At 68.6% G+C, this 21,766-nt stretch carries 15 protein-coding genes and 1 pseudogene; 13 read left to right on the top strand and 3 right to left on the bottom strand.

The genetic code is table 11. The features are described 5' to 3' along the window. Positions 1-549 precede the first annotated feature (549 nt). Entirely contained in the window at positions 550-1,476 is a 927-nt protein-coding gene (locus tag J7J50_RS16400; protein ID WP_215058383.1) for a LysR family transcriptional regulator, read from the bottom strand. Positions 1,477-1,568: 92 nt separating this feature from the next. Here J7J50_RS16400 and J7J50_RS16395 point away from each other — a divergent pair, with 92 nt between their 5' ends. The 8 genes and pseudogenes from J7J50_RS16395 (at position 1,569) to J7J50_RS16365 (ending at position 9,106) form a co-directional block, all read left to right on the top strand. Further along, complete coding sequence (locus J7J50_RS16395; protein ID WP_215058382.1) at positions 1,569-2,819, top strand: acyl-CoA dehydrogenase family protein; 1,251 nt, start codon at positions 1,569-1,571, stop codon at positions 2,817-2,819. Next, the gene (locus tag J7J50_RS16390; protein WP_215058381.1) at positions 2,816-3,664 is read left to right on the top strand and encodes an SDR family oxidoreductase; all 849 of its coding nucleotides are present in this window, start codon (positions 2,816-2,818) and stop codon (positions 3,662-3,664) included. Before J7J50_RS16395 ends, J7J50_RS16390 begins: the two co-directional genes overlap by 4 nt. Next, positions 3,661-4,746 (top strand): phosphotransferase family protein, encoded by a 1,086-nt coding sequence (locus tag J7J50_RS16385; protein ID WP_215058380.1) that lies wholly within the window; start codon positions 3,661-3,663, stop codon positions 4,744-4,746. Before J7J50_RS16390 ends, J7J50_RS16385 begins: the two co-directional genes overlap by 4 nt. A gap of 1 nt (position 4,747) precedes the next feature. After that, a pseudogene (locus J7J50_RS25290) lies at positions 4,748-4,936 on the top strand (histidine phosphatase family protein); the annotation flags it as partial. 171 nt (positions 4,937-5,107) lie between these two features. Further along, entirely contained in the window at positions 5,108-5,623 is a 516-nt protein-coding gene (locus J7J50_RS25285) for a histidine phosphatase family protein (RefSeq protein ID WP_343222524.1), read from the top strand. Positions 5,624-5,637: 14 nt separating this feature from the next. Further along, on the top strand, positions 5,638-6,393 hold the full coding sequence (locus J7J50_RS16375) for an SDR family oxidoreductase (RefSeq protein ID WP_215058378.1): 756 nt from the start codon (positions 5,638-5,640) through the stop codon (positions 6,391-6,393). A gap of 650 nt (positions 6,394-7,043) precedes the next feature. Beyond that, complete coding sequence (locus J7J50_RS16370) at positions 7,044-8,219, top strand: O-antigen ligase family protein (protein WP_215058377.1); 1,176 nt, start codon at positions 7,044-7,046, stop codon at positions 8,217-8,219. Next, complete coding sequence (locus J7J50_RS16365) at positions 8,216-9,106, top strand: glycosyltransferase family 2 protein (RefSeq protein ID WP_215058376.1); 891 nt, start codon at positions 8,216-8,218, stop codon at positions 9,104-9,106. Before J7J50_RS16370 ends, J7J50_RS16365 begins: the two co-directional genes overlap by 4 nt. A 160-nt stretch (positions 9,107-9,266) precedes the next feature. Here the strand turns inward: J7J50_RS16365 and cueR are convergent, their stop codons facing one another. Beyond that, positions 9,267-9,740: a Cu(I)-responsive transcriptional regulator gene (gene cueR, locus J7J50_RS16360; protein ID WP_343222523.1), complete on the bottom strand. Its 474-nt coding sequence runs from the start codon at positions 9,738-9,740 to the stop codon at positions 9,267-9,269. Between the two features lie 23 nt (positions 9,741-9,763). After that, positions 9,764-12,211 (bottom strand): heavy metal translocating P-type ATPase, encoded by a 2,448-nt coding sequence (locus tag J7J50_RS16355; protein WP_215058374.1) that lies wholly within the window; start codon positions 12,209-12,211, stop codon positions 9,764-9,766. Between the two features lie 201 nt (positions 12,212-12,412). Here J7J50_RS16355 and J7J50_RS16350 point away from each other — a divergent pair, with 201 nt between their 5' ends. From J7J50_RS16350 to ligD, 5 genes are all read left to right on the top strand, one after another. Beyond that, positions 12,413-16,861 (top strand): DEAD/DEAH box helicase, encoded by a 4,449-nt coding sequence (locus tag J7J50_RS16350; RefSeq protein WP_215058386.1) that lies wholly within the window; start codon positions 12,413-12,415, stop codon positions 16,859-16,861. Positions 16,862-17,263: 402 nt separating this feature from the next. Then, positions 17,264-17,650, top strand: a complete 387-nt coding sequence (locus tag J7J50_RS16345) for a hypothetical protein (protein WP_215058373.1) — start codon at positions 17,264-17,266, stop codon at positions 17,648-17,650. Next, positions 17,647-18,219: a low affinity iron permease family protein gene (locus tag J7J50_RS16340; RefSeq protein WP_215058372.1), complete on the top strand. Its 573-nt coding sequence runs from the start codon at positions 17,647-17,649 to the stop codon at positions 18,217-18,219. Before J7J50_RS16345 ends, J7J50_RS16340 begins: the two co-directional genes overlap by 4 nt. Positions 18,220-18,221: 2 nt before the next feature. Next, positions 18,222-19,127: a Ku protein gene (locus tag J7J50_RS16335; RefSeq protein ID WP_215058371.1), complete on the top strand. Its 906-nt coding sequence runs from the start codon at positions 18,222-18,224 to the stop codon at positions 19,125-19,127. Between the two features lie 40 nt (positions 19,128-19,167). Next, entirely contained in the window at positions 19,168-21,765 is a 2,598-nt protein-coding gene (gene ligD / locus J7J50_RS16330) for a DNA ligase D (protein WP_215058370.1), read from the top strand. Position 21,766 lies beyond the last annotated feature (1 nt).

The following is a 21,766-nucleotide window of genomic DNA, read 5'->3' as shown; positions in this document are numbered from 1 at the left end:
CGCGTTCGCGGGAATGACGGTAGGAGGGAGTGCGCGGGTCTGGTTGTTTCGATCAAGGATCGTTCGGTTCCCTAGAAGCTTCAAGCAAGATCAAACGCTTCAAGCAAGATCAAACGCTAAACGCTTCCGCCATGGAGCGGCGGGTCACTTTCTTTGTCCAAAGCCACAAAGAAAGTAACCAAAGAAAGGGCTTTAGCTGTTTCGAGTCAAAAGCCACGAGTGCGGTGCTTGCGCAGGCAGGTCCCGCAGTGGGCATCCTGCCCACGGCGGGACCCGGCGCACGTCCATGTGCGCCGCCCTCCGGGTGTCCCTGGTCTCGCGAGTTACTAGCGGCGCCAAGCAACGGCAAAAGCAAAACGAAGCCGAAGCGAAGCAAAATCTCGGCAACAGCAACAGCAACAGCAACAGCGGCAACAGCAGCGGCAACAGCAGCGGCGAGGAGCCGCGCCGCAGCACAATCAACTCCGCAACTTCAAGTGTGGGTTTCAGCAAACGACAATCGAAAGATGGATTCCGGCAGACACCTCGCCGCAACCACCCCCAACCACCTCACCCAAACAACCCCCGCTCGCACACCCCGATCACCACCTCGCGCAACCACCGATTCGCCGGCTCGAACTCGCTGTTGGCATGCCAATACAAATGCAACTGCGCCGCCGGCAGCGCGAACGGCACCGCCACCCGCCGCAAGTGCGCGTTCGCCGCGATGCGCCCGGCCAATCCCGCCGGCATCGTCAGCAAGGCGTCGGATTGAGCGACGACTTCGCACGCGGAGTGGTAGTTCTGACAGCGCAACGCGATCGCCCGCTGCAAACCCAGGTTGAGCAGGGCGATGTCCTCGATCACCTGTCCGCTGGCGCGCGTGGATACCGCCACATGCCGCGCCTGCAGGTACTGCTTCAGGCTCAGGCGCTTCGACAGCGCATGGCCTTCGCGCATCACCACGCAGAAACCGTCCTGGAACAGCGGCCGGTGCCGCACCGGTTCGCTGATCGGCAAGGCCACGTCCACGGCCAGATCGACCTGGCCGGCGGCGAGTTCGCGCCCCAGCTCGCGCCGCGCCACCGCCACGCTCGCCAAGGTCGCCCCCGGGGCCTGCGCGTGCAGGGTCTGCGCCAGCGCCGGCAACAGGGCGCTCTCGGTCGCGTCGGGCATGCCGACGCGGAAGGCCTGACGCGTGTGCGCCGGGTCGAAGCGGTCCCAGTGCTGCAGCAGTTCGCGCAGCCGGGTCAGGGTGTCGATCAGTTGCGGGGCGATGCGCTGACAGGCCGGGGTCGGGCTCATGCGCCGGCCGTCGCGCACGAACAGCGGGTCGCCGAAGTGCTGGCGCAGCCGGGTCAGTGCGTGGCTTACCGCCGACGGCGTCAGGTACAGCGACTGCGCGGCGCGGCTGAGGTTCTGTTCCCGATGCACGGCCTCGAACACCTTGAGCAGGTTGAGGTCGAGCTGGTCGGTTCGGGTATGAATCTGGTTCATAGCCGGACGTTAGCAAATATCACTTCATTCATGCCGGTCCGGCGCCTAGGATGGTCCGCAGCCGGGCCGTTCCGGCGTTCGGGATTTCCGTGATGGACTTCGCACCCAGTGCGCGCACCCAGGCGTATCTGCAACGCCTGCAGGCCTTCATCGCCGAATACGTGGCTCCGTTCGACGCTCAGTACCGGCGCGAGAACGCGGAAACCAACGCCGGCGCCGACTGGCGGCAGTGGCGCGTGCACCCGCGCATCGCCCAGCTGAAGGCGTTGGCGCGCGAAGCCGGGTTGTGGAATCTGTTCCTGCCCGACGCCGAACTCGGCGCCGGCCTGTCGGTGCTGGAGTACGCGCCGCTGGCCGAGGCGATGGGGCATTACGAATTCGCCGCGGAAATCTTCAACTGCAACGCGCCCGACACCGGCAACATGGAAGTGCTGTACCACTTCGGCAGCGACGCGCAGAAAGCGCAGTGGCTGCGGCCGTTGCTGGACGGGCAGATCCGCTCGGTGTTCTGCATGACCGAGCCCGATGTGGCGTCGTCCGACGCCACCAACATGCAGGCCGAAGTCAAAGAGGACGGCGATTGGTTGGTCTTGAACGGGCGCAAATGGTGGTCCACCGGCATCGGCCATCCCGAGGCCAAACTGGCGATCTTCATGGGCCTGTCCGATCCGCAGGCCGCGCCGCACGCGCGCCACAGCATGGTGCTGGCGCCGCTGGACGCGCCGGGCGTGCGGATCGAACGCATGCTGCCGACCTTCGGCGAATACGATCCGCCCTACGGTCACGGCGAAGTCGTGTTCGACAACGTGCGGGTGCCGCGCGATCAGCTGATCCTCGGCCTGGGCCAGGGCTTCGCCATCGCCCAGGGCCGGCTCGGCCCGGGCCGCATCCATCACTGCATGCGCGCGATCGGCGCGGCCGAACGCGCGCTGGAGCTGACGATCCGCCGCGGCAGTTCGCGCGAAGCCTTCGGCCAGCCGATCCTGCGCCTGGGCGGCAATCTGGAACGCGTCGCGCAAGCGCGCATGGCCATCGATCAGGCGCGGCTGCTAACCCTGTACGCGGCGTGGAAGATCCAGAACTTCGGAGTCAAGAACGCGATGACGGAAATTTCCGCGATCAAGGTGATCGCACCGAACATGCTGCAGACCATCGTCGATCAGGCGATCCAGATCCACGGCGGCGCCGGCGTGTCGCACGACGTGCCGCTGACCGGATTGTTCATGATCGCGCGCGCGCTGCGTATCGCCGACGGCCCCGACGAGGTGCACAGCGCGATGGTCGCGCGCATGGAACTGGCCAAGTACGGCATCGGCCGCGGCCGCAAGCAGGAGGCCGCATGAGCGCCTCCGGCCAGGGACAACGGGTCTTCATCACCGGCGGCGCCTCCGGCCTGGGCCGCGCGCTCGCCGAAGGCTATGCGCGCGAAGGCGCGCGCGTGTGCATCGGCGACGTCAACGCCGCGCGCGGCGAGGAAACCCTGGCCGCGCTGCGCGAGGCCGGCGCGCAAGCGCATTATCTGCAGTGCGACGTGACCCGCGAAGAAGACCTGCAGGCCGCCGCCGATTGGCTGCAGGCGAACTGGAACGGCGTGGACCTGGTGGTCAACAACGCCGGCGTCGCCGACATGGGTCCGGTCGAGGCGATGCCGATCGCCGACTGGCAGTGGATGATCGACATCAACCTGCTCGGCGTGGTGCGCGGCTGCAAGGTGTTCGCGCCGCTGATGCGCAAGCAGGGGCAGGGCACCTTGCTCAACATCGCCTCGATGGCCGGGCTGATCCATCCTCCCTACGCCGGCGCCTACAACGCGACCAAGGCCGCGGTGGTGGCTTTGTCGGAAACGCTGAAGGCGGAACTGGAATCGGCCGGCATCCGCGTCAGCGTCGCCTGTCCGGCGTTCTTCCGCACCAACCTGAGCGAAAGCCTGCGCAGCCGCGATCCGCGTTACGCGCGCTGGATGCGCAAGCTGGTCGATGAATCCTCGGTCGGCGCGGAAGAGATCGCGGCCAAGATCCGCGCCGGCGTCGCCAACGGCGAGTTTCGCATTCTCACCCACGCCTCGGCGCGGCGTTTCTGGATGCTCAAGCGGCTGTTGCCGTACCACTTGTACGAAGCGGCGATGCGCCGCGCGGGCAAGGGCGGGTCGGGCAAGAAGCAGCCGCAATCGGCGGGCAGCAAAGGATGAGCGCCAGCGCCGGCGGCAACGGGCCGCGCGAGGATGCGCGCGCCGCGCGCAGCGGTGAGGAACTCGACGGGGTCGCGGTGGATGCCTGGCTAAAGGCGCGCCTGCCGCATCTGCGCGGTACGCCGCAGGTCACGCAGTACACCGGCGGCGCGTCCAACTGGACCTATCGGCTGCAGTACGACAACGACGATCTGATCCTGCGGCGGCCGCCGGCCGGCAAGAAAGCCAAGTCCGCGCACGACATGGGCCGCGAATTCCGCATCCAGCGCGCGCTGATGCCGGTGTATCCGTTCGTGCCGGAGATGTACGCGCACTGCGAGGACGAGTCGGTGATCGGCGCGGAGTTCTACGTCATGCAGCGCCTGGACGGGCCGATCCTGCGCAAGAACCTGCCGCGCGGGCTGGAATTGTCGCGCGAGCAGGTACGCACTTTGTGCATGCGCGTGCTCGATACCTTGATCGCGTTGCATCAGGTCGATCACCGCGCCGCCGGCCTGGAGCAACTCGCGCCCGGCGCCGGTTACACCAAGCGGCAGATCGAAGGCTGGAGCAAGCGTTATCGCGATGCGCGCACCTGGAACGTCCCTTCCGGCGGCAAGATCATCGACTGGCTGCAGGCGAACCTGCCACAGGACGAAACCATCTGCCTGACCCATAACGACTTCCGCTTCGACAACGTGGTGCTCGACGCCGACGATCCGACCCGGGTCGTCGGCGTGCTCGACTGGGAACTGGCGACGCTGGGCGATCCGTTGATGGACGTGGGCAATCTGCTCGCGTACTGGGTCCAGGCCGACGACGACTTCCTGGCTCGCGATACGCGTCGCCAGCCCACCCACCTTCCCGGCATGTTCACCCGCCGCGAGGTCATGGACTATTACAGCGAGCGCACCGGCCTGCGTCCGCGCAGTTGGACCTTTTATGAGGTCTACGGCCTGTTCCGGCTGTCGGCGATCGCGCAGCAGATCTATTACCGCTATCACCACGGCCAGACCCGCAACCCCGCGTTCAAGCGCTTCTGGCTGTCGGTGAATTACCTGCACTGGCGTTGCCGGCGCGCGATCGCAGGCGAGCGCGGCTGAGATGGCGACGACGATCCATCTGATCCGCCACGGCCAGGCCGCGTTCGGCGCCGCCGATTACGACGAACTCAGCGCGCGCGGCCGTGAGCAATCGCGCTTGCTCGGCGCGGCGCTGGCGCCGTTGGCGGGCGAGGGCGATGTCGCGATCTGCGGAGGGATGCGGCGGCATCGGCAGACGGCGCAGGAATGCTTGAGTGCGATGCGCGAAGCCAAGTCCTCGCATTCTCCGGCAACCTCACCCGATCAAGCAGAACAGAGCCCCTCTCTCGCGAGCGGGGTGAGCGGACGCGGCTTGCGAGCCATTGGCTCGCGCGTCCACGAACGCCCAAACACAACGCGTTTGGGCCGGGGAAGGGTTGGGGTGAGGGCATCACAGATCGCCGCGTCATCCGGATCAAGCCCACGCATCGATGAACGCTGGAACGAATTCGACCACGCGCAAATCATCGCCCGCCAGGCCCCCCACTACGCCGATCACGAACACCTGGTCGCCCACCTGAGCGCCCAACCCGACCCGCGCCGCGCCTTCCAGTCGCTGTTCGCCGCGGCGATGACGCGCTGGTGCTCGGGCGACTTCGACGCCGATTACGACGAAACCTGGTCCGCGTTCCAGCAGCGCTGCATGGCCGCGGTGCACGCCGCCGCCGAAGCCGGCGGCGACGCGGCCAATGTCTGGGTGTTCACCTCCGGCGGCGCGATCGCGGCGGTGGTACAACACCTGCTGGAGGTGTCCGACGCCCAGGCCATGCGCCTGAGCTGGACCCTGGTCAACACCGGCGTCACCCAGTTGCACCTCGCCCGCGGCGGCGTGCGCCTGTCCACCTTCAACGGCCACGCCCATCTGTACGGGCGCGATGGCCTCATCACTTACCGCTGAGCCGGAGACCTTTCATGCGCAAGCGCATCCTCATCACCGGCGCCAGTTCCGGACTCGGCCGCGGCATGGCCCGCGAATTCGCCCGCGCCGGCAGCGACCTGGCCTTGTGCGCGCGGCGCATCGACCGCCTGCAGGCGTTGAAGGCCGAACTGGAAGCCGCGCATCCGGGCATCCGCGTCGCCATCCGCAGCCTCGACGTCACCCAGTACGACGAAGTCTTCCGCGTGTTCGGTTCGCTGCGCGAGGAACTGGGCGGCATCGACCGGGTCGTGGTCAACGCCGGCATCGGCCAGGGCGCGCCGATCGGCAAGGGGCAATTCGCCTTGAACCGCAGCATCGTGGAAACCAACTTCCTCGCCGCGCTGGCGCAGTGCGAGGCGGCGATGGAAATCTTCCGCGAGGCGTCGCAGGGGCATCTGGTGCTGATTTCCTCTATGAGCGCGATGCGCGGCATGCGCGGCGGCCTGACCGCCTACGCCGCCAGCAAGGCCGGCGTGGCCTCGATGGCCGAGGGCATCCGCACCGACATGCTGCGCAAGCCGGCGATCAAGGTCAGCACGATCTTCCCCGGTTACATCCGCACCGAGATGAACGACCAGTCGCCGGCCAAGCAGACGCCGTACATCATCGACGAAGCCACCGGCTGCCGTTTGCTGGTGCGCGCGATCGAGAAGGAAAAGGCCAAGGCCTACGTGCCGTGGTGGCCGTGGGCACCGCTGGGCTGGCTGATGAAGCGGATGCCGTTGGCTTGGGTGGCCAAGCTCAACTGAGCGAGCGGGTGGGCCGCCGTTGAGCCGCGGCGGTACGGTGGATCGAAGCGCATATGGAAGGTCGGCGCAACTCGGAGCCGGAGCGTCATGTGCGGGCGCTTTCCGCGTCGATTGTATGTACGAATACTGAATCGCAAAGTGGACGCCTGATTGGTGATCTTTGCGTCGATAAAAGTAACTTACTTTGCGCACTTAATCAGTGCGATAGGCGCGTCCGGCTGCGCGACAGTTGCGCACGTCAGTGATGTGGCGACCTGAAGCGCTTGGCTGAGCCCGCGCACCGCTGTGCCGCATGTCGTCCGTCCATGCGGTTTTTCCGGGTCGCGATGTCTTCGCGCATCTGAGGCGTCTAAAGCGCAGCATTAGTACGCACGAATTACAGCTGTCCAGCCGCGTGGGTCGACCCGCGACTGTCGCGACGAAAATCTCCGGGCTAGCATCGCCGCCCTTGATGCCCGGTCCCGTGCGCGTTCGCGACGAACGCGGTGCGGCGCTCTCTCAAATTCAGGACGGCGCGAGGCCGTTCTCTCGTGCCTCGATTCGATCCGTCCACGTCCCGTTCCCCGATCCCGTCGATCCCGTGCCGCCTGCGCCTGTGCGCGCTGGCGTGCGCCAGAGGCTTCGCGATCCTTGCGCTGTTCGCGCTGCCCTTGAACAAGCCCGCGGTGGTGGTGGGGTTGGCCCTGGCCTTGGTTGGATCGCTGCTGGGCGCGGACTTGCGCGCGCGTCTGCGCGGCGCGTTGCGCGATCCGTTCGTGCGCGGCTGCCTGCTGTGGTGGGCGGTGACCGCCATCAGCGCCGTGCACGCGGGTTGGGAAGGCGATTGGCGGCAGTTGAGCAGCTCGCGGCTGTGGCTGTTCTGTTATCCGCTGATCCTGGCCAGCGTGCTGACCGATGCGCGTTGGCGCTGGCGCGCGTTGGCGGGATTCATGCTCGCCGCGACGCTGGTGCTCGCAGCGTCCTATGCGATGCAGTTCGGCCTGCTGCCGCAGCGCGAACTGGTCGCCGCCGCGCCGTCGATGCGCAACACCGTGTTCAAGGAATACACGCAGCAAGGGCTGGCGTGGCTGATGCTCGGCTCGATGGCGGTGTCGATAGCGTTCTGCGCGCGCTCGCGGGCGTTGCGCCTGGCCGCGTTCGCGCTGGCGTTGGCGGTTCTGGTCGCGGTTACGTTGCTGCTACAAAGCCGCACCGCATATCTGGTGCTGGCGCCGCTGATCGCGTACTGGCTGTGGCGTTGGATTCGGGCGCATCGCAGCTATCCACGCTGGGCCGCGGCGACCGCGGGGATCGCGGTCGCCGCCGTCGCGGTCGCGCTGGTGCTGAACGCGCCACCGGTGGAGCAGCGTCTGGTGTCGTCGGTGCCCGACGAGGTGCGCAGCTACCGCGATTCGCAGGCGCCGACTTCGGCGGGTGTGCGCCTGCGCCTGTGGCAGGACACCTTGCCGATCGTCGCCGCCGCGCCGCTGTTCGGCCACGGCCTGGGCCAGTGGCGGCCGCAGCACGAGTCGCGCACCGCCGGCGAGGCGGACGCCGAGTCGTTCTGGTTCGGGCATCCGCATCAGGAGTTCCTGCTGATACTGAGCGAGCAGGGCGGCGCCGGCCTGGCGATCCTGCTGGTCCTGATCGCCGCGCTGTCGCGACGCATCGCGACTTTGCCGGACCCTCAGCGCGGCTTCTTCGCCTGCGTGGTGCTGATCTACCTGAGCGCGGGACTGTTCAACGGCTTGTGGTCGGATTTCACCCATCGCCACACCTTCCTGCTGCTGCTGGCCTGCATTCCCGCACTGGCCGCGCGCGAGACCGGCGCGGAGGCCGCCGCATGAGCGCCCGGTCGGAGCTGGATTCGATCACCGCGGTCTGCGTGACCTACAACAGTCGCGCGTTGATCGAAGACATCGCCGCGCAGCTGCGCCCCTTCGCCCGCGCGATCGTGATCGACAACGGCAGCAGCGACGGCACGGCGGCGGAGGTGGCGCGGCGGTTGCCGTGGGTGGAGTTGATCGCATTCGCCGAAAACCGCGGTTTCGGCGCCGCCAACAATGCGGCGATGCGAGCGGTCGCAACGCCCTGCGCGCTGTTGTTGAACCCCGACTGCCGGATCGAGCCGGACAGCGTGCTGGCGCTGGCCGCCTGCATGGCCTCGCACGGCAATGCCGCCCTGATCGCTCCGCAGGGCTGGCGAGGTGTGGGCTTGCCGCAGAAGTCGTGGCGGCCGCCGTTCTTCGCCGAACAGCCGCCGGGCCCGTATCGGGTTCCGGATGCGGTGGTGCGCGCGGACTGGCTGCACGGCTCGTGCCTGCTCGCCGACACCGCCGCGTTCGCCCACATCGACGGTTTCGACGAACGCTTCTTCCTCTATTACGAGGATGACGACCTGTGTCTGCGCCTGCGCGCGGCCGGTTACGACTGTCTGTTGCAGCCTGCCGCGAACGCCGTGCATCCCGGCGGCGGCTCGTCCGGAACGGGCTGGCGGGTGGAGTTCATCAAGCGCTTCCACTACGCGCGTTCGCGCCAGATCGCGCTGCGCCGCTATGTCGGCCGGCGCGCGGCCGGCCTGCATCTGGCGCGGCTGCTGGCCGCGGCGCTGCCGGCGATGGCGTTCTATTCGCTGGTCGGACGCCCGCGCGACACGGTGAAGTGGGCGGGATGGGGCATGGCCGCGCTGTGCGCGACGCTGTCGTTGAACGCGTTGGCGGCGAAAGTGCGCTGAACGCGTAGCGGCCACCGCGCCATCCTGGCTCAGCCGGTCATCGCTTTCGAAGAAGGACGCCCGCCGAGGCAGGCAAGGCCGGGGCATTCGCCTTCCATCGTCGTCGGTGCAAGGCTTATCGATGAAAGCCCGGGCAAGGCGCGCGTTCAGGACCGCGGACTCAGCTCCGTTCCACCTTGCCGCCATCGCAACACTGTGCCGCCAGATCCTGCAGGATCGGACAATCCGGCCGCTCGTCGCCGTGGCACTTGCGTGCCAACTCCTCCAGTGTGCGTTGCATGGTCTGCATCTCGCGAATCTTCGCCGCCAGCTCCGCGGCATGATCGAGCGCCAGCCGCTTGACCTCGGCGCTCTCGCGCGAGCGGTTGTCCCACAGGCCCAGCAAGGTCTCGATCTGCTTGATCGAAAACCCCAGCGAGCGCGAGCGCTTGACGAAGCGCAGCCGGTGCAGATCGCTGTCGCTGTACAGACGGTAGCCGGCGACGCTGCGATGGGCCGCCGGGATCAGGCCGATGCCTTCGTAATGGCGGATCATCTTCGCGCTCACGCCGCTGAGCTGCGCGGCTTCGCCGATGTTGTGCAGGCCGTCGGCCTTGGCCTGGGCGAGTTCGGGGGCGATGGCGCTGTGGTTCACGGGCGGCTTCCTCTTGATCGGGTTCATGCCGGCCTCCAGCGGCGCAGCAGCAAGGTGTTGGCGAGCACGCTGACGCTGGAGAAGGCCATCGCCGCGGCCGCGACCACCGGGTCCAGCAGGCCCAGCATCGCCAGCACGATGCCGACGACGTTGTAGCCGAAGGCCCAGAACAGATTCTGGCGGATCTTGCCGGTGGTGCGGCGCGAGATCGCGATGGCGTCGGCGATCAAACCCAACTGCGCGCGCATCAAAGTAATGCCGGCCGCCTGCATGGCCACGTCGGTGCCGCTGCCCATGGCGATGCCGACATCGGCCGCGGCCAGCGCCGGCGCGTCGTTGACGCCGTCGCCGACCATGGCCACGCGGCCGTCGCGGGCGAATTCGGCCACCGCTTGCGCCTTGTGTTCGGGCAGCACGTCGGCGCGCACCTCGTCGATGCCCAGTTGCGCGGCGATGGCCTGCGCGGCGCCGGCGTGGTCGCCGGAAATCATCGCGGTGCGCAGGCCCATCGCGTGCAGGCGCTCGATCGCGGCGCGGGCGTCGGGACGCGGCGTGTCGGCGAAGGCCAGCAGGCCCAGCACGCGCGGCGCGCCGTCGTCGTGCGAGGCCAGCCACGACAGGCTGTGGCCGCGTTCGCGCAGCGCTTGCGCCTGGGCGCGCAGCGGCGACAGATCGGCGCCGGCTTCTTCCAGCATGCGGGTGCTGCCGAGCAGCAGCGCGCGGCCTTCGACCTCGCCGCGCAGGCCGCGTCCGGGCACTGCGCGCACGCCGGTAGCGGCCGGGATCGCGCCGCCGTCGAACGCGCTCAGCACCGCTGTGGCCAGCGGATGCTCGCTGCCGACCTGCAGCGCCGCCGCCGCGCGCAGCAGAGCGTCGCGGTCGCCGTCGATGGCGATCGATTCGCTCAGCACCGGCTTGCCTTCGGTCAGCGTGCCGGTCTTGTCGAACGCGACCCGTTCGATGCGATGGGCGATCTCCAGCGCCTGCGCGTCCTTGATCAGGATGCCGTGGCGCGCGGCGACGCCGGTGCCGGCCATGATCGCGGTCGGCGTGGCCAGCCCGAGCGCGCAGGGGCAGGCGATCACCAGCACCGCGACGGCGTTGAGGATGGCGCGGTTCCAGTCGCCCGTGGACACGCCCCAGCCGAGCAGGGTGAGCACGGCCAGCGCGATCACCACCGGCACGAACACCGCGCTGACCCGATCCACCAGATGCTGGATCGGCGCCTTGCGCGCCTGCGCGTCCTCGACCAGGCGGATGATCCGCGCCAGCGCGCTTTCCGCGCCGACCGCGAGCGTTTCCACCACGATCCGGCCTTCGCCGTTGACCGCGCCGCCGGTGACCCGGTCGCCTTCGCCGCGCGCGACCGGCAGCGATTCGCCGGTGATCAGCGATTCGTCGGCATGAGTGCGGCCTTCGACGATGCGGCCGTCGGCGGCGATGCGTTCGCCCGGACGCACGACGACATGATCGCCGACGCGCAATTGCGCGATCGCCACTTCGTGTTCGACCCCGTCGCGCAGCACCCGCGCGCTGGCCGGGCGCAGTGCCTGCAGGGCGCGGATGGCGGCGGTGGTCTGGCGCTTGGCGCGCGCTTCCAGCCAGCGGCCGAGCAGGATCAAGGTGACGATAGCGGCCGAGGTTTCGAAGTACAGCGCGGCGCTGTCGCCGCGCAGCAGGTGATACAGGCTCAGGCCGTAACCGGCGCTGGTGCCGAGCGCGACCAGCAGGTCCATGTTGCCGCTGCGCGCGCGCAACGCGCCCCAGGCGGCGCGATAGAACCGCGCGCCCAGCCAGAACTGCACCGGCGTGGCCAGGGCGAACTGCAGCCAGCCCGGCAACATCCAGTGCTGGCCGAACGGCAGTGCCAGCATCGGCGCGATCAGCGGCGCGGTCAGCAATGCGGCGATCAGCAGATGGCGGGTTTCGCGGGTAACCGGCGAGGCCGCGATTGCGTTCGCGCCCGCAGCCGCGCCGGTGTCGCCAGCGGTCGCGACATCGTTCGCCGGCGCGGCGCCCGCCTTCGCGGAATCGGCCAAGGCCGCCGCATAGCCGGCATGTTCGACCGCATCGATCAGCGCCGACGCCGGCGTGCCCGTGACCACCCGCACGCGGGCCTGTTCGGTCGCCAGATTGACCGAGGCCTCCAGCACCCCGGGCACGGCCTTGAGCGCTTTCTCGATCCGGCCGACGCATGAGCCGCAGTTCATGCCTTGCAGGCGCAGCGCGACTTCTTCGCTTACCAGCGCGTAACCGGCGGCGCGGATCGCCTGTTCGATCTCACCAGGTGAGACGGCGTCGGTGAATGCTACACGGGCGCTTTCGGTGGCCAGATTCACGCTGACCGATTCCACGCCCGGCACGGCCCTCAGCGCTTTTTCGACCCGGCCCACGCACGAGCCGCAGGTCATGCCCGCAATGGGCGCCTGCAGCTGGCGCAGGTCGGGGAGGGAGGAGGCGGTCGCATTCATGAAAGACATCCAGGAGACTCGATGCCGCCAGGGTGGGCCTTGCCATGATGGGAAGGTCAAGCGTCGGCCGGCGTGAGCGCGGCTGAACCGTTCACCGCTTCGAACCGGTCGCGCGCGCCGCGGCCGTTCAGGCGGTAGGCAATGCCACAATCGCCCCCATCTGGAGACGATCCTTCCGGTCTGCCGGAGTACCGCACGATCATGGTGCTAGACGACTTCCATCCCGCCATCGCCGCCTGGTTCCGCGCCGCCTTCCCGACACCGACGCAGGCGCAGGCACTGGCGTGGCCGGCGATCAAGGCCGGCCGCAACACCCTGGTCGCCGCGCCGACCGGTTCGGGCAAGACCCTGACCGCGTTCCTGGCCGCGATCGACGACCTGGTGCGCGAGGGCCTGGGCGCGGACAACGCCGGCCAGGGCCTGCGCGATGAAACCGCGGTGGTCTACGTTTCGCCGCTGAAGGCGCTGTCCAACGACATCCACCTCAACCTGGAAGCGCCGCTGGCCGGCATCGCCGAGCAACTGCAGCGCATGGGCCTGCCCGATCCGGGCATCCGCACCGCGGTGCGCACCGGCGACACCCCGGCCGGCGAACGCACGCAGATGCGCAAGCGGCCGCCGCATATCCTGGTGACCACGCCGGAATCGCTGTACGTGCTGATGGGCTCGGAATCCGGCCGCGCCATGCTGTCCACGGTGCGTTCGGTGATCGTGGACGAAATCCACGCCGTGGCCGACGACAAGCGCGGCAGCCATCTGAGCCTGACTCTCGAACGCCTGCGCGAGTTGTGCGCCGCGCCGCCGGTGCGCATCGGCCTGTCGGCCACGCAGAAACCCATCATCGAGGTCGCGCGCTTCCTGGTCGGCAGCGACGCGGTCGATGCCGATGGCGCGCCCGATTGCGCGATCGTCGATATCGGCTACGCCAAGCAGCGCGATCTGGCCCTGGAACTGCCGGCCTCGCCGCTGTCGGCGGTGATGTCGCACGAACAATGGGACGAGGTCTATACGCGCCTGGCCGCGCTGGTCGGCGAACATCGCACCACGCTGGTCTTCGTCAACACCCGGCGCATGGCCGAGCGCGCCGCGCGCCATCTGGCCGACCGGCTCGGCAAGGACGCGGTCGCCGCGCATCACGGCAGCCTGTCGCGCGAATTGCGCCTGGACGCCGAGCAGCGGCTCAAGCGCGGGCAACTGCGGGTGCTGGTGGCGACCGCGTCGCTGGAGCTGGGCATCGACATCGGCGATGTCGATCTGGTCTGCCAGCTCGGTTCGCCGCGCGCCATCGCCGCGTTCCTGCAGCGGGTCGGGCGCGCCGGCCACCATGTCGGCGGCGTGCCCAAGGGCCGGTTGTTCCCGCAGTCGCGCGACGATCTGGTCGAATGCGCGGCGCTGCTCGACAGCGTGCGCCGCGGCGAACTCGACGCTCTGCAGATTCCGCCGGCGCCGCTGGACGTGCTGGCGCAGCAGATCGTCTCCGAAGTCGCCGCGCGCGAATGGAGCGAGGACGCGCTGTACGCCTGGGTGCGCCGCGCCTGGCCGTATGCGCAACTGGCGCGCAAGGACTTCGATGCGATCGTGCGCATGCTGGCCGACGGTTTCACCACCCGGCGCGGCCCGCGCGCGTCCTACATCCATCGCGACGCCGTGCACGGGCGCGTGCGCGCGCGGCGCGGCGCGCGCCTGACCGCGGTGATGTCCGGCGGCACCATTCCCGATACCGGCGATTACGCGGTGCTGCTGGAGCCCGAAGCGCAGGTGATCGGCAACGTCAACGAGGATTTCGCGGTCGAGAGCCTGGCCGGCGACGTGTTCCAGCTCGGCAACGCCAGTTACCGCATTCTGCGGGTGGAACCGGGGCGGGTGCGGGTGGAGGACGCGCAGGGCCAGCCGCCCAATATTCCGTTCTGGCTCGGCGAAGCGCCCGGCCGCAGCGACGAGTTGTCGCACAGCGTGTCGCGTTTGCGCGCGCAGGTGGAGGCGCTGCTGAGCGAGGCCGCCGACGCCGCCGGCGCGGCGCGCCGGCTCAGCGAGGCCTTGGCGCTGGACGCCGAAGCCGCGCTGCAACTGACCGATTATCTGGCGCGCACGCGGCAGGTGCTGGGCGTGGTGCCGACCCAGGACACGCTGGTGTTCGAGCGTTTCTTCGACGAATCCGGCGGCACCCAGCTGGTGATTCATTCGCCCTACGGCAGCCGCATCAACAAGGCCTGGGGACTGGCGCTGCGCAAGCGCTTCTGCCGCAAGTTCAATTTCGAACTGCAGGCGGCCGCGACCGAGGACGCGATCGTGCTGTCGCTGTCCACCGCGCACAGCTTCGCCCTGGAAGACGTGGCGCGTTATCTGCATTCGGCCTCGGCGCAGGACGTGCTGATCCAGGCGCTGCTGGACGCGCCCTTGTTCGGCGTGCGCTGGCGCTGGAACGCGACCACCTCGCTGGCCCTGCCGCGTTTCGTCGGCGGCCGCAAGGTGGCGCCGCAACTGCAGCGGATGAAGAGCGAAGACCTGCTGGCGACGGTGTTCCCCGATCAGGTCGCCTGCGCGGAGAATCTGGTCGGCGAGCGCGAGGTGCCCGAGCATCCGCTGGTCGCGCAGACCCTGCACGATTGCCTGTTCGAAGCGATGGACAGCGCCGGCTGGCTGCGCATGCTCCAGCGCTTGGAAGCCGGCGAGATCCGCGTGGTCGGCCGCGACGTGACCGGGCCGTCGCCGATCGCGGCCGAAGCGATCAACGCCAAGCCGTATGCCTTCCTCGACGACGCGCCGATCGAAGAGCGCCGCACCCAGGCGGTGATGGCGCGGCGTTACGCCCAGGCCGACAGCGCCGACGATCTGGGCCGGCTCGATCCGGAGGCGATCGACGCGGTGCGCCTGGAAGCGTGGCCGGAAGTGCGCGATTTCGACGAAATGCACGAAGCGCTGATGGGACTGGGCTACCTCACCGCGGAAGAAGCCCAGGCGCCCGGCTGGCAAGGCTGGTTGCGCGAACTGGCCGACAGCGGCCGTGCCACCGCGCTGCGTCTGCGTGCCGCCGACGCCGAACCATCGTGGTGGGTCGCGACCGAAGGCCTGCCGCAGGCGCTGGCGCTGTTTCCCGAGGCGCTGGCGACGCCGCCGGTACGAGTGCCGGAGGAATACGCGCAGGCCGAATGGACCGGCGAATCGGCGCTGATCGATCTGCTGCGTTCGCGCCTGACCGCGCTGGGCCCGACCACTGTCGCGGTGCTGGCGCGCGACAACCGCCGCGATGCCGGCGAGATCGAGCTGGCGCTGCTGCGCCTGGAGTCGGAAGGCTATGTGATGCGCGGCCGCTTCAGCCGCGAAAGCCTGCTCGGCGGCGAGGAACAATGGTGCGAGCGGCATCTGCTGGCGCGCATCCACCGCTATACCGTCGGCCGTTTGCGCCGCGAGATCGAACCGGTGGCGCCGCGCGATTTCGCCCGCTTCCTGGCCGACTGGCAGCACCTGTCCAAGCGCGCGCGCATGAGCGGCCCGCAGGCGCTGCAGGCGGTGCTGGAGCAACTGGAAGGGTTCGAAGCGCCGGCCTGCGTGTGGGAAAGCGAACTGCTGCCCGCGCGCATCGCCGACTACGAATCCAGCTGGCTCGACGAACTGTGCGCCGCCGGCCGGGTCACCTGGGCGCGCCTGCGTCCGAACGCCAACGCCGGCGGCGGCGACAACGCCGCGCCGCAGGGCGTGCCGAGCGTGCGCCAGACCCCGATCGTGCTGCTGCCGCGCCGCGCCTTGCCCGACTGGCGCGCGGCCGCCGATCGCAACGCCGATCCGGCGCCTGTGTCCTCGCGCGCGCAACGCGTGCTGAGCGTGCTGGAATCGCGCGGCGCCTCGTTCTTCGACGAACTCGAACACTCCGCGCATCTGCTGCGCACCGAACTGGAAGAAGCGCTGGGCGAACTGGTCACCCGCGGCCGCATCACCTGCGACAGTTTCGCCGGCCTGCGCGCTTTGCTGGTGCCGCCGTCCAAGCGCGCCTCGACCCACGGCCATCGCCGCCGCCGCGCGATGCTCACCGATCTGCAGGACGCCGGGCGCTGGTCGCTGACCGCCGCGGCGCCGCCGCCGGCCGCCGATGCCGCGAGCGCGCCGGCTCAGGCCGCGCGCGGCGCGGAAGCGATCGAACACATCGCCTGGCGCCTGCTCGAACGCTACGGCGTGGTGTTCTGGCGGCTGATCCAGCGCGAAGCCGGCTGGCTGCCGCCGTGGCGCGATCTGTTGCGGGTCTATCGCCGCCTGGAAGCGCGCGGCGAAATCCGCGGCGGCCGTTTCATCGCCGGCATGACCGGCGAGCAATACGCCTTGCCCGACGCGGTCAACGCCCTGCGCCAGGTGCGCCAGCGCGAACACGACGGCGAAATCGTCTGCGTGTCCGCGGCTGATCCCTTGAACCTCACCGGCAGCGTGTTGGCCGGAACCAAGGTCGCGCGCATTCCCGGCGCGCGCATCGCCCTGCGCGACGGCGTCGCGGTGGCGAGCCTGCTGGCCGGACAGGTGGAGGACATCGAAACCCTGCCGGCGCAGGATCAGCGCGAAGTGCACCGCCTGCTGGTGCGGCGGCCGGGCACGGCGAGCGCGGCGGCGGAGTCGAGCATCGATCAGGTGCTGCGCAATCTCGCCGCGCGTTCGAGTGGATGACTGCGGCTTTTTAGCCGATTCAGGCTCAAACCGTGACGATGGTCGGGCGGGTTAAGACCGCGTAGATCCGATGTAACGGCCGCGTATGCAAAGGCGCCGCCGGACGAACCAATCCGCGCGCCATGCGCGCGTTGTTCCAATCCCGTCGCGCGCGCGCCGCGCATCGCCCATGCGCGGCGCGCGGCCGCGTGAGCGCAACTGAACGCTCGGGTAATTCGCCGCGTCCGTACTGACGCGGTCTTCGCGCGCTGCGATGGCAAGGTACGCCAGGGGGCCGTGATCGACCGGATGCATCCGGGCTCGCAGCCGCACTTCGTGCATCGATTTGAGCGCGAAACGGTTGCCAGTCGGAAACATTCGTCCATGCCACCCATGCACGCGATGCACCGCAAGGAGTCAAGCATGCGCTTCGAAAGCCATCGTACCCATCACAGCGGTTTCGTCGTTTCCTCCGGTGCGATCGGCGCCGGCCGTTTCTCCAGGCCGCTGGATTCGATTCTTTCGCCCGACGCCGTCGATCTGGATGCGGAGCTGTCGCACTGGCGCCGCCATCACCGCGGTCTTCTGATCGATCGCACCGGCCTGCGTTTTGGCGACTACGAGCCGGCCCTGAAGCTGGGCCTGGACGCCTACATGCGCGGCCACGGCCGCAGTTTTTCCGACATGGAAGAAGAATTGCGCGGATGTTACCGGCGCGTGCGCGGCGTATCGCGCCTGGATTGGGACGAGGCGCGCATCGTCGTGGCCGCGGCCTGCGAACGCCTGCGCCTGCACAGGCGCGCGCAATGAATGCACTGCACCGCGCGTTCGAGCGCGGGGCCAAGGCGGCCGCGCGCTTCACCGGGCAACCGTTGTGTTTCGGCCTCGCGGTCGGGGTCGTGCTGGTGTGGGTGATCTCCGGGCCGTTGTTCGGTTTCAGCGATACCTGGCAACTGGTGATCAACACCGGCACCACCATCGTCACCTTCCTGATGGTGTTCCTGATCCAGAACTCGCAGAACCGCGACTCGACCGCGGTGCAGATCAAGCTCGACGAACTGATCCGCGCCACCGAGAGCGCGGAGAACAGCCTGCTGGACCTGGAAGAACTCGACGAAGTCACGCTGGAAGAGTTCCGCGCGCGTTATGAGCAACTCGCCTGCAAGGCGCGCGATCTGCTGGACGAGACGAAGCGGGCGCAGGACGCGGACAGCGGCGACGATCGCCCCGATCCGACCGCGCGCGCCGACCCGCGCGCTTCCGGCGACAGCGAAGACGCGCGCCGGCCCGGCGCGGCAACCGATTCGCGCGCCGCCGCCGATCGCCGACCCACCGCGCCGGACCGGCCGCGTCCGGTCTGGCCCACCTCCGAGGACTGACCATGGCGCGCCCGATCTGGACCGGAACCCTGTCGTTCGGACTGCTCAACATCCCGGTCAAGCTGATGACCGGCGAGCGCCGGGTCGATCTGCATTTCCGCATGCTCGACAGCCGCAACAAGTCGCCGATCCGCTACGAGCGGATCAACGAGGAGACCGGCGAGGAAGTGCCGTGGAAGGAGATCGTCAAGGCCTTCGAGTACGACAAGGGCAGCTACGTGGTGATCGAGGAAGCCGATATCGCCGCGGCCTCGCCCGATCACAAGGAAACCGTGGACATCGACACCTTCGTCGATGCCGCCTCGATCGGCGCGGAGTTCTACGAAAAGCCGTATGTGCTGGAACCGGGCAAGAAGGCCGAAAAGGGCTACGTGCTGCTGCGCGAGGTGCTCAAGCGCAGCGGCAAGGTCGGCATCGGCCGGGTGGTGATCCGCACCCGCGAATACCTGGCCGCGGTGGCGCCGCAGGGCGACGCCTTGCTGCTGCTGATCCTGCGCTACGCGCAGGAGATCATCGATCCGGCCGACTACAAACTGCCCGAGGGCGGTTTGGCGAAGTGGAAGATTTCCCCGCGCGAGATCGACATGGCCGAGCAGTTGATCGATTCGATGAGCGGGCAATGGAAGCCGGAAAGCTACAAGGACGACTTCCGCGCGCGCCTGCATAAAGTGATCGAGCAACGGGTGAAGTCGAAGAAGGTCGTGCGCGGCAAGCAGACCGAGGAATCCAAACTGCCGGAGAACGCCGCCACCAACGTCATCGACTTCGCCGAACTGCTCAAGCGCAGCCTGGCCAAGAAGGGCGGGCAGGCGGCCGCGGCGAAGAAGGCCGCGCGCAAGGCGCCGGCCAAGGCGGCTAAGAAAACCGCCAGGAAAGCCGCGAAGAAGCGCGCGCGCAAATCGGCCTGAGGATGGCCGTGACTGAGTCCATGCGGCGAGACCGGCATCCATGAGCCTGCGCGATTACGTGCGCAAGCGCCGCCTGGGCGTCACGCCGGAACCGGCGGCGGAAGCCGGTGCCAAGGGCTCGCGCAAGCGCCGCGATGAGCCGATCTTCGTCGTGCAACTGCACCATGCCCGCGCGCGCCACTACGATTTTCGTCTGGAAGCCGACGGCGCGCTCAAGAGCTGGGCGGTGCCAAAGGGGCCGTCGCTGCGCGCCGGCGAGCGGCGGCTGGCGGTCGAAGTCGAGGATCATCCGCTCGATTACGCCGACTTCCACGGCGATATTCCGCAAGGCCACTACGGCGCCGGCCACGTCGATATCTTCGATCGCGGCGTGTGGCACACCGATGAGGACGCGCTCGAACAGATCGGCGCGGGCAAGCTGGATTTCTCGCTGCGCGGCGAACACCTGCGCGGCGCCTTCACCCTGGTGCGGACCAAGCCGTCCGGGCACCAGCGGCAGTGGCTGCTGATCAAACGCAACGACGACTATGCGCGCGACAGCGATGCGGACGAGATCCTGCGCGAGACCACGGCGAAGCCGGCTCGCAACGGCAAGGCGGATGCGAGCGCGGGGAAACGCAAAGCGACTGCTACTACACGTGCAAGCCGACCCGGCCCGAAGGCCACCGTACCGGCCGCCGCCGCGAAAGCGGAAAACCCCGTGCGGCCATTGTCTCGCGACGGTTGGCGCAAGACCGCGCTCGCGCTCGACGGCGCCAAGGCCGCGGCGATGCCGGACCAGATCGAACTGCAACTGGCGACCCTGCGCGAACATCCGCCGGCAGGCGAGGGCTGGCTGCACGAGGTCAAATGGGACGGCTACCGTCTGCTCGCCTATCGCCAACGCAAACTGCGGCTGGAATCGCGTAACCGCCAGGACTGGACCGAGCGCTTCCCGCATCTGGCCGAAGCGCTGCGCGCGTTGCCGGTGCGCAGCCTGATCGTGGACGGCGAACTGATCGCGCCCGGCCGCGACGGCCACAGCGATTTCGGCCAATTGCAGCGCCTGCTCGAATCCGGGCAGGTGCAGGCCCTGCGCTACGTGCTGTTCGATCTGCTGTACCTGGACGGCATCGACCTGCGCGGCGCGGCGCAATCGCGGCGCCGCGATCTGTTGCGCGAGTTGCTGGCGACTTCGGATTCGCCGGCGCTGGCGTTCAGCGAACACGTCGAAGGCGCGGCCGACGAGGTGCTGGCGGCCAGCGCCCGCGCCGGCCTGGAAGGCATCATCAGCAAGCGCGCCGACGCGCCGTATCGCGGCGGGCGCACGCAGGCCTGGATCAAGCTCAAGCATGTCGCCGACGAAGAATTCATCGTGGTCGGGCATACGCCGCCGAAGAACAGCCGGCACGGGTTCGGCTCGTTGCTGTTGGCGCAACCCGGCCCGCAGGGGCTGGAGTATGTCGGCCGGGTCGGCAGCGGATTCGACGACGCCACGCTGCGCTCGCTGACGCGGCGGCTCAAGACCCTGCATCGCGCGCAGCCGACACTGGCCTTGCCGGCGCACGTACCCTTCCCGACGCGGCAGGTGCGCTGGGTCGAGCCGGAACTGGTCGTCGATGTGCATTCGCGCGGACGCGGCAAGGAAGGGCTGGTCCGCCAGGCCAGCTTCATGCGGTTGCGCGAGGACAAGCGCGCGGCCGATCTGAGCGCGGCGTTGGCGGGCGCGGGGCGGAAAACCGGCGCCGCGAAGCGGACGCCCGCCGCGTCGGGCCGCGCAACGAACCAGGAGTCGAAGATGGCGCACACGAACATCACCCATCCCGAACGCATCGTGTTCCCCGACCCGGGCATCAGCAAGGGCGAGGTCGCCGACTACTATCGCGCGGTCGAGCGATGGCTGCTTCCGGAGTTGATCGACCGGCCGATCTCGTTGCTGCGTTGTCCCGACGGCATCGGCTCGCAGTGTTTTTTCCAGAAGCACCACAGCGACAGTTTCGGCCCGCACGTGCACCCGGTGAATCTGCGCGAGTCCAGCGGCAAGGCCGACTACGTCTACGTGCGCGACATCGAGGGCGTGATGGCGCTGGTGCAGATGAACACGTTGGAATTCCATCCCTGGGGCGCGCGCCGCGACAAACCCGACCGCCCCGATCGCATCGTGTTCGATCTCGATCCGGCGCAAGGACTGGCCTGGAGCGAGATCAAGCGCGCCGCGCGCGAGGTGCGCGATCGCCTGAGCGAAATCGGCCTGGACAGTTGGGTGCGGCTGTCCGGCGGCAAGGGCGTGCATGTGTGCGTGCCGATCCGCCGCGGGCCGGACTGGGCCCGGGTCAAGACTTTCAGCGAAGCCTTCGCCGGCGCGATGGTCGAGCAATCGCCGCTGCGTTACCTCGCCACCGCCTCCAAGGCCGCGCGCAAGGACCGCATCTTCATCGACTGGCTGCGCAACGCCCGCGGCGCGACCAGCGTCACCAGTTGGTCGTTGCGCGCGCGCAGCGGCGCGCCGGTGGCGATGCCGCTGCGCTGGGACGAGTTTTCGCGCAGCCGTTCCTCGACCGATTTCGATCTGGCCAAGGCCAAGCGCCGCGCTTCGCGCCTGAGCAGCGATCCCTGGGAAGGCTTCGCCCAGGCCGAACAGACGCTGCCGGATTTGTAGC

The organism is Lysobacter sp. ISL-50, assembly GCF_018612875.1.
GTDB lineage: Bacteria > Pseudomonadota > Gammaproteobacteria > Xanthomonadales > Xanthomonadaceae > Lysobacter.
Note: the sequence above shows the minus strand (reverse complement) of the source record. Positions and strands in the feature narration are given on the sequence as shown.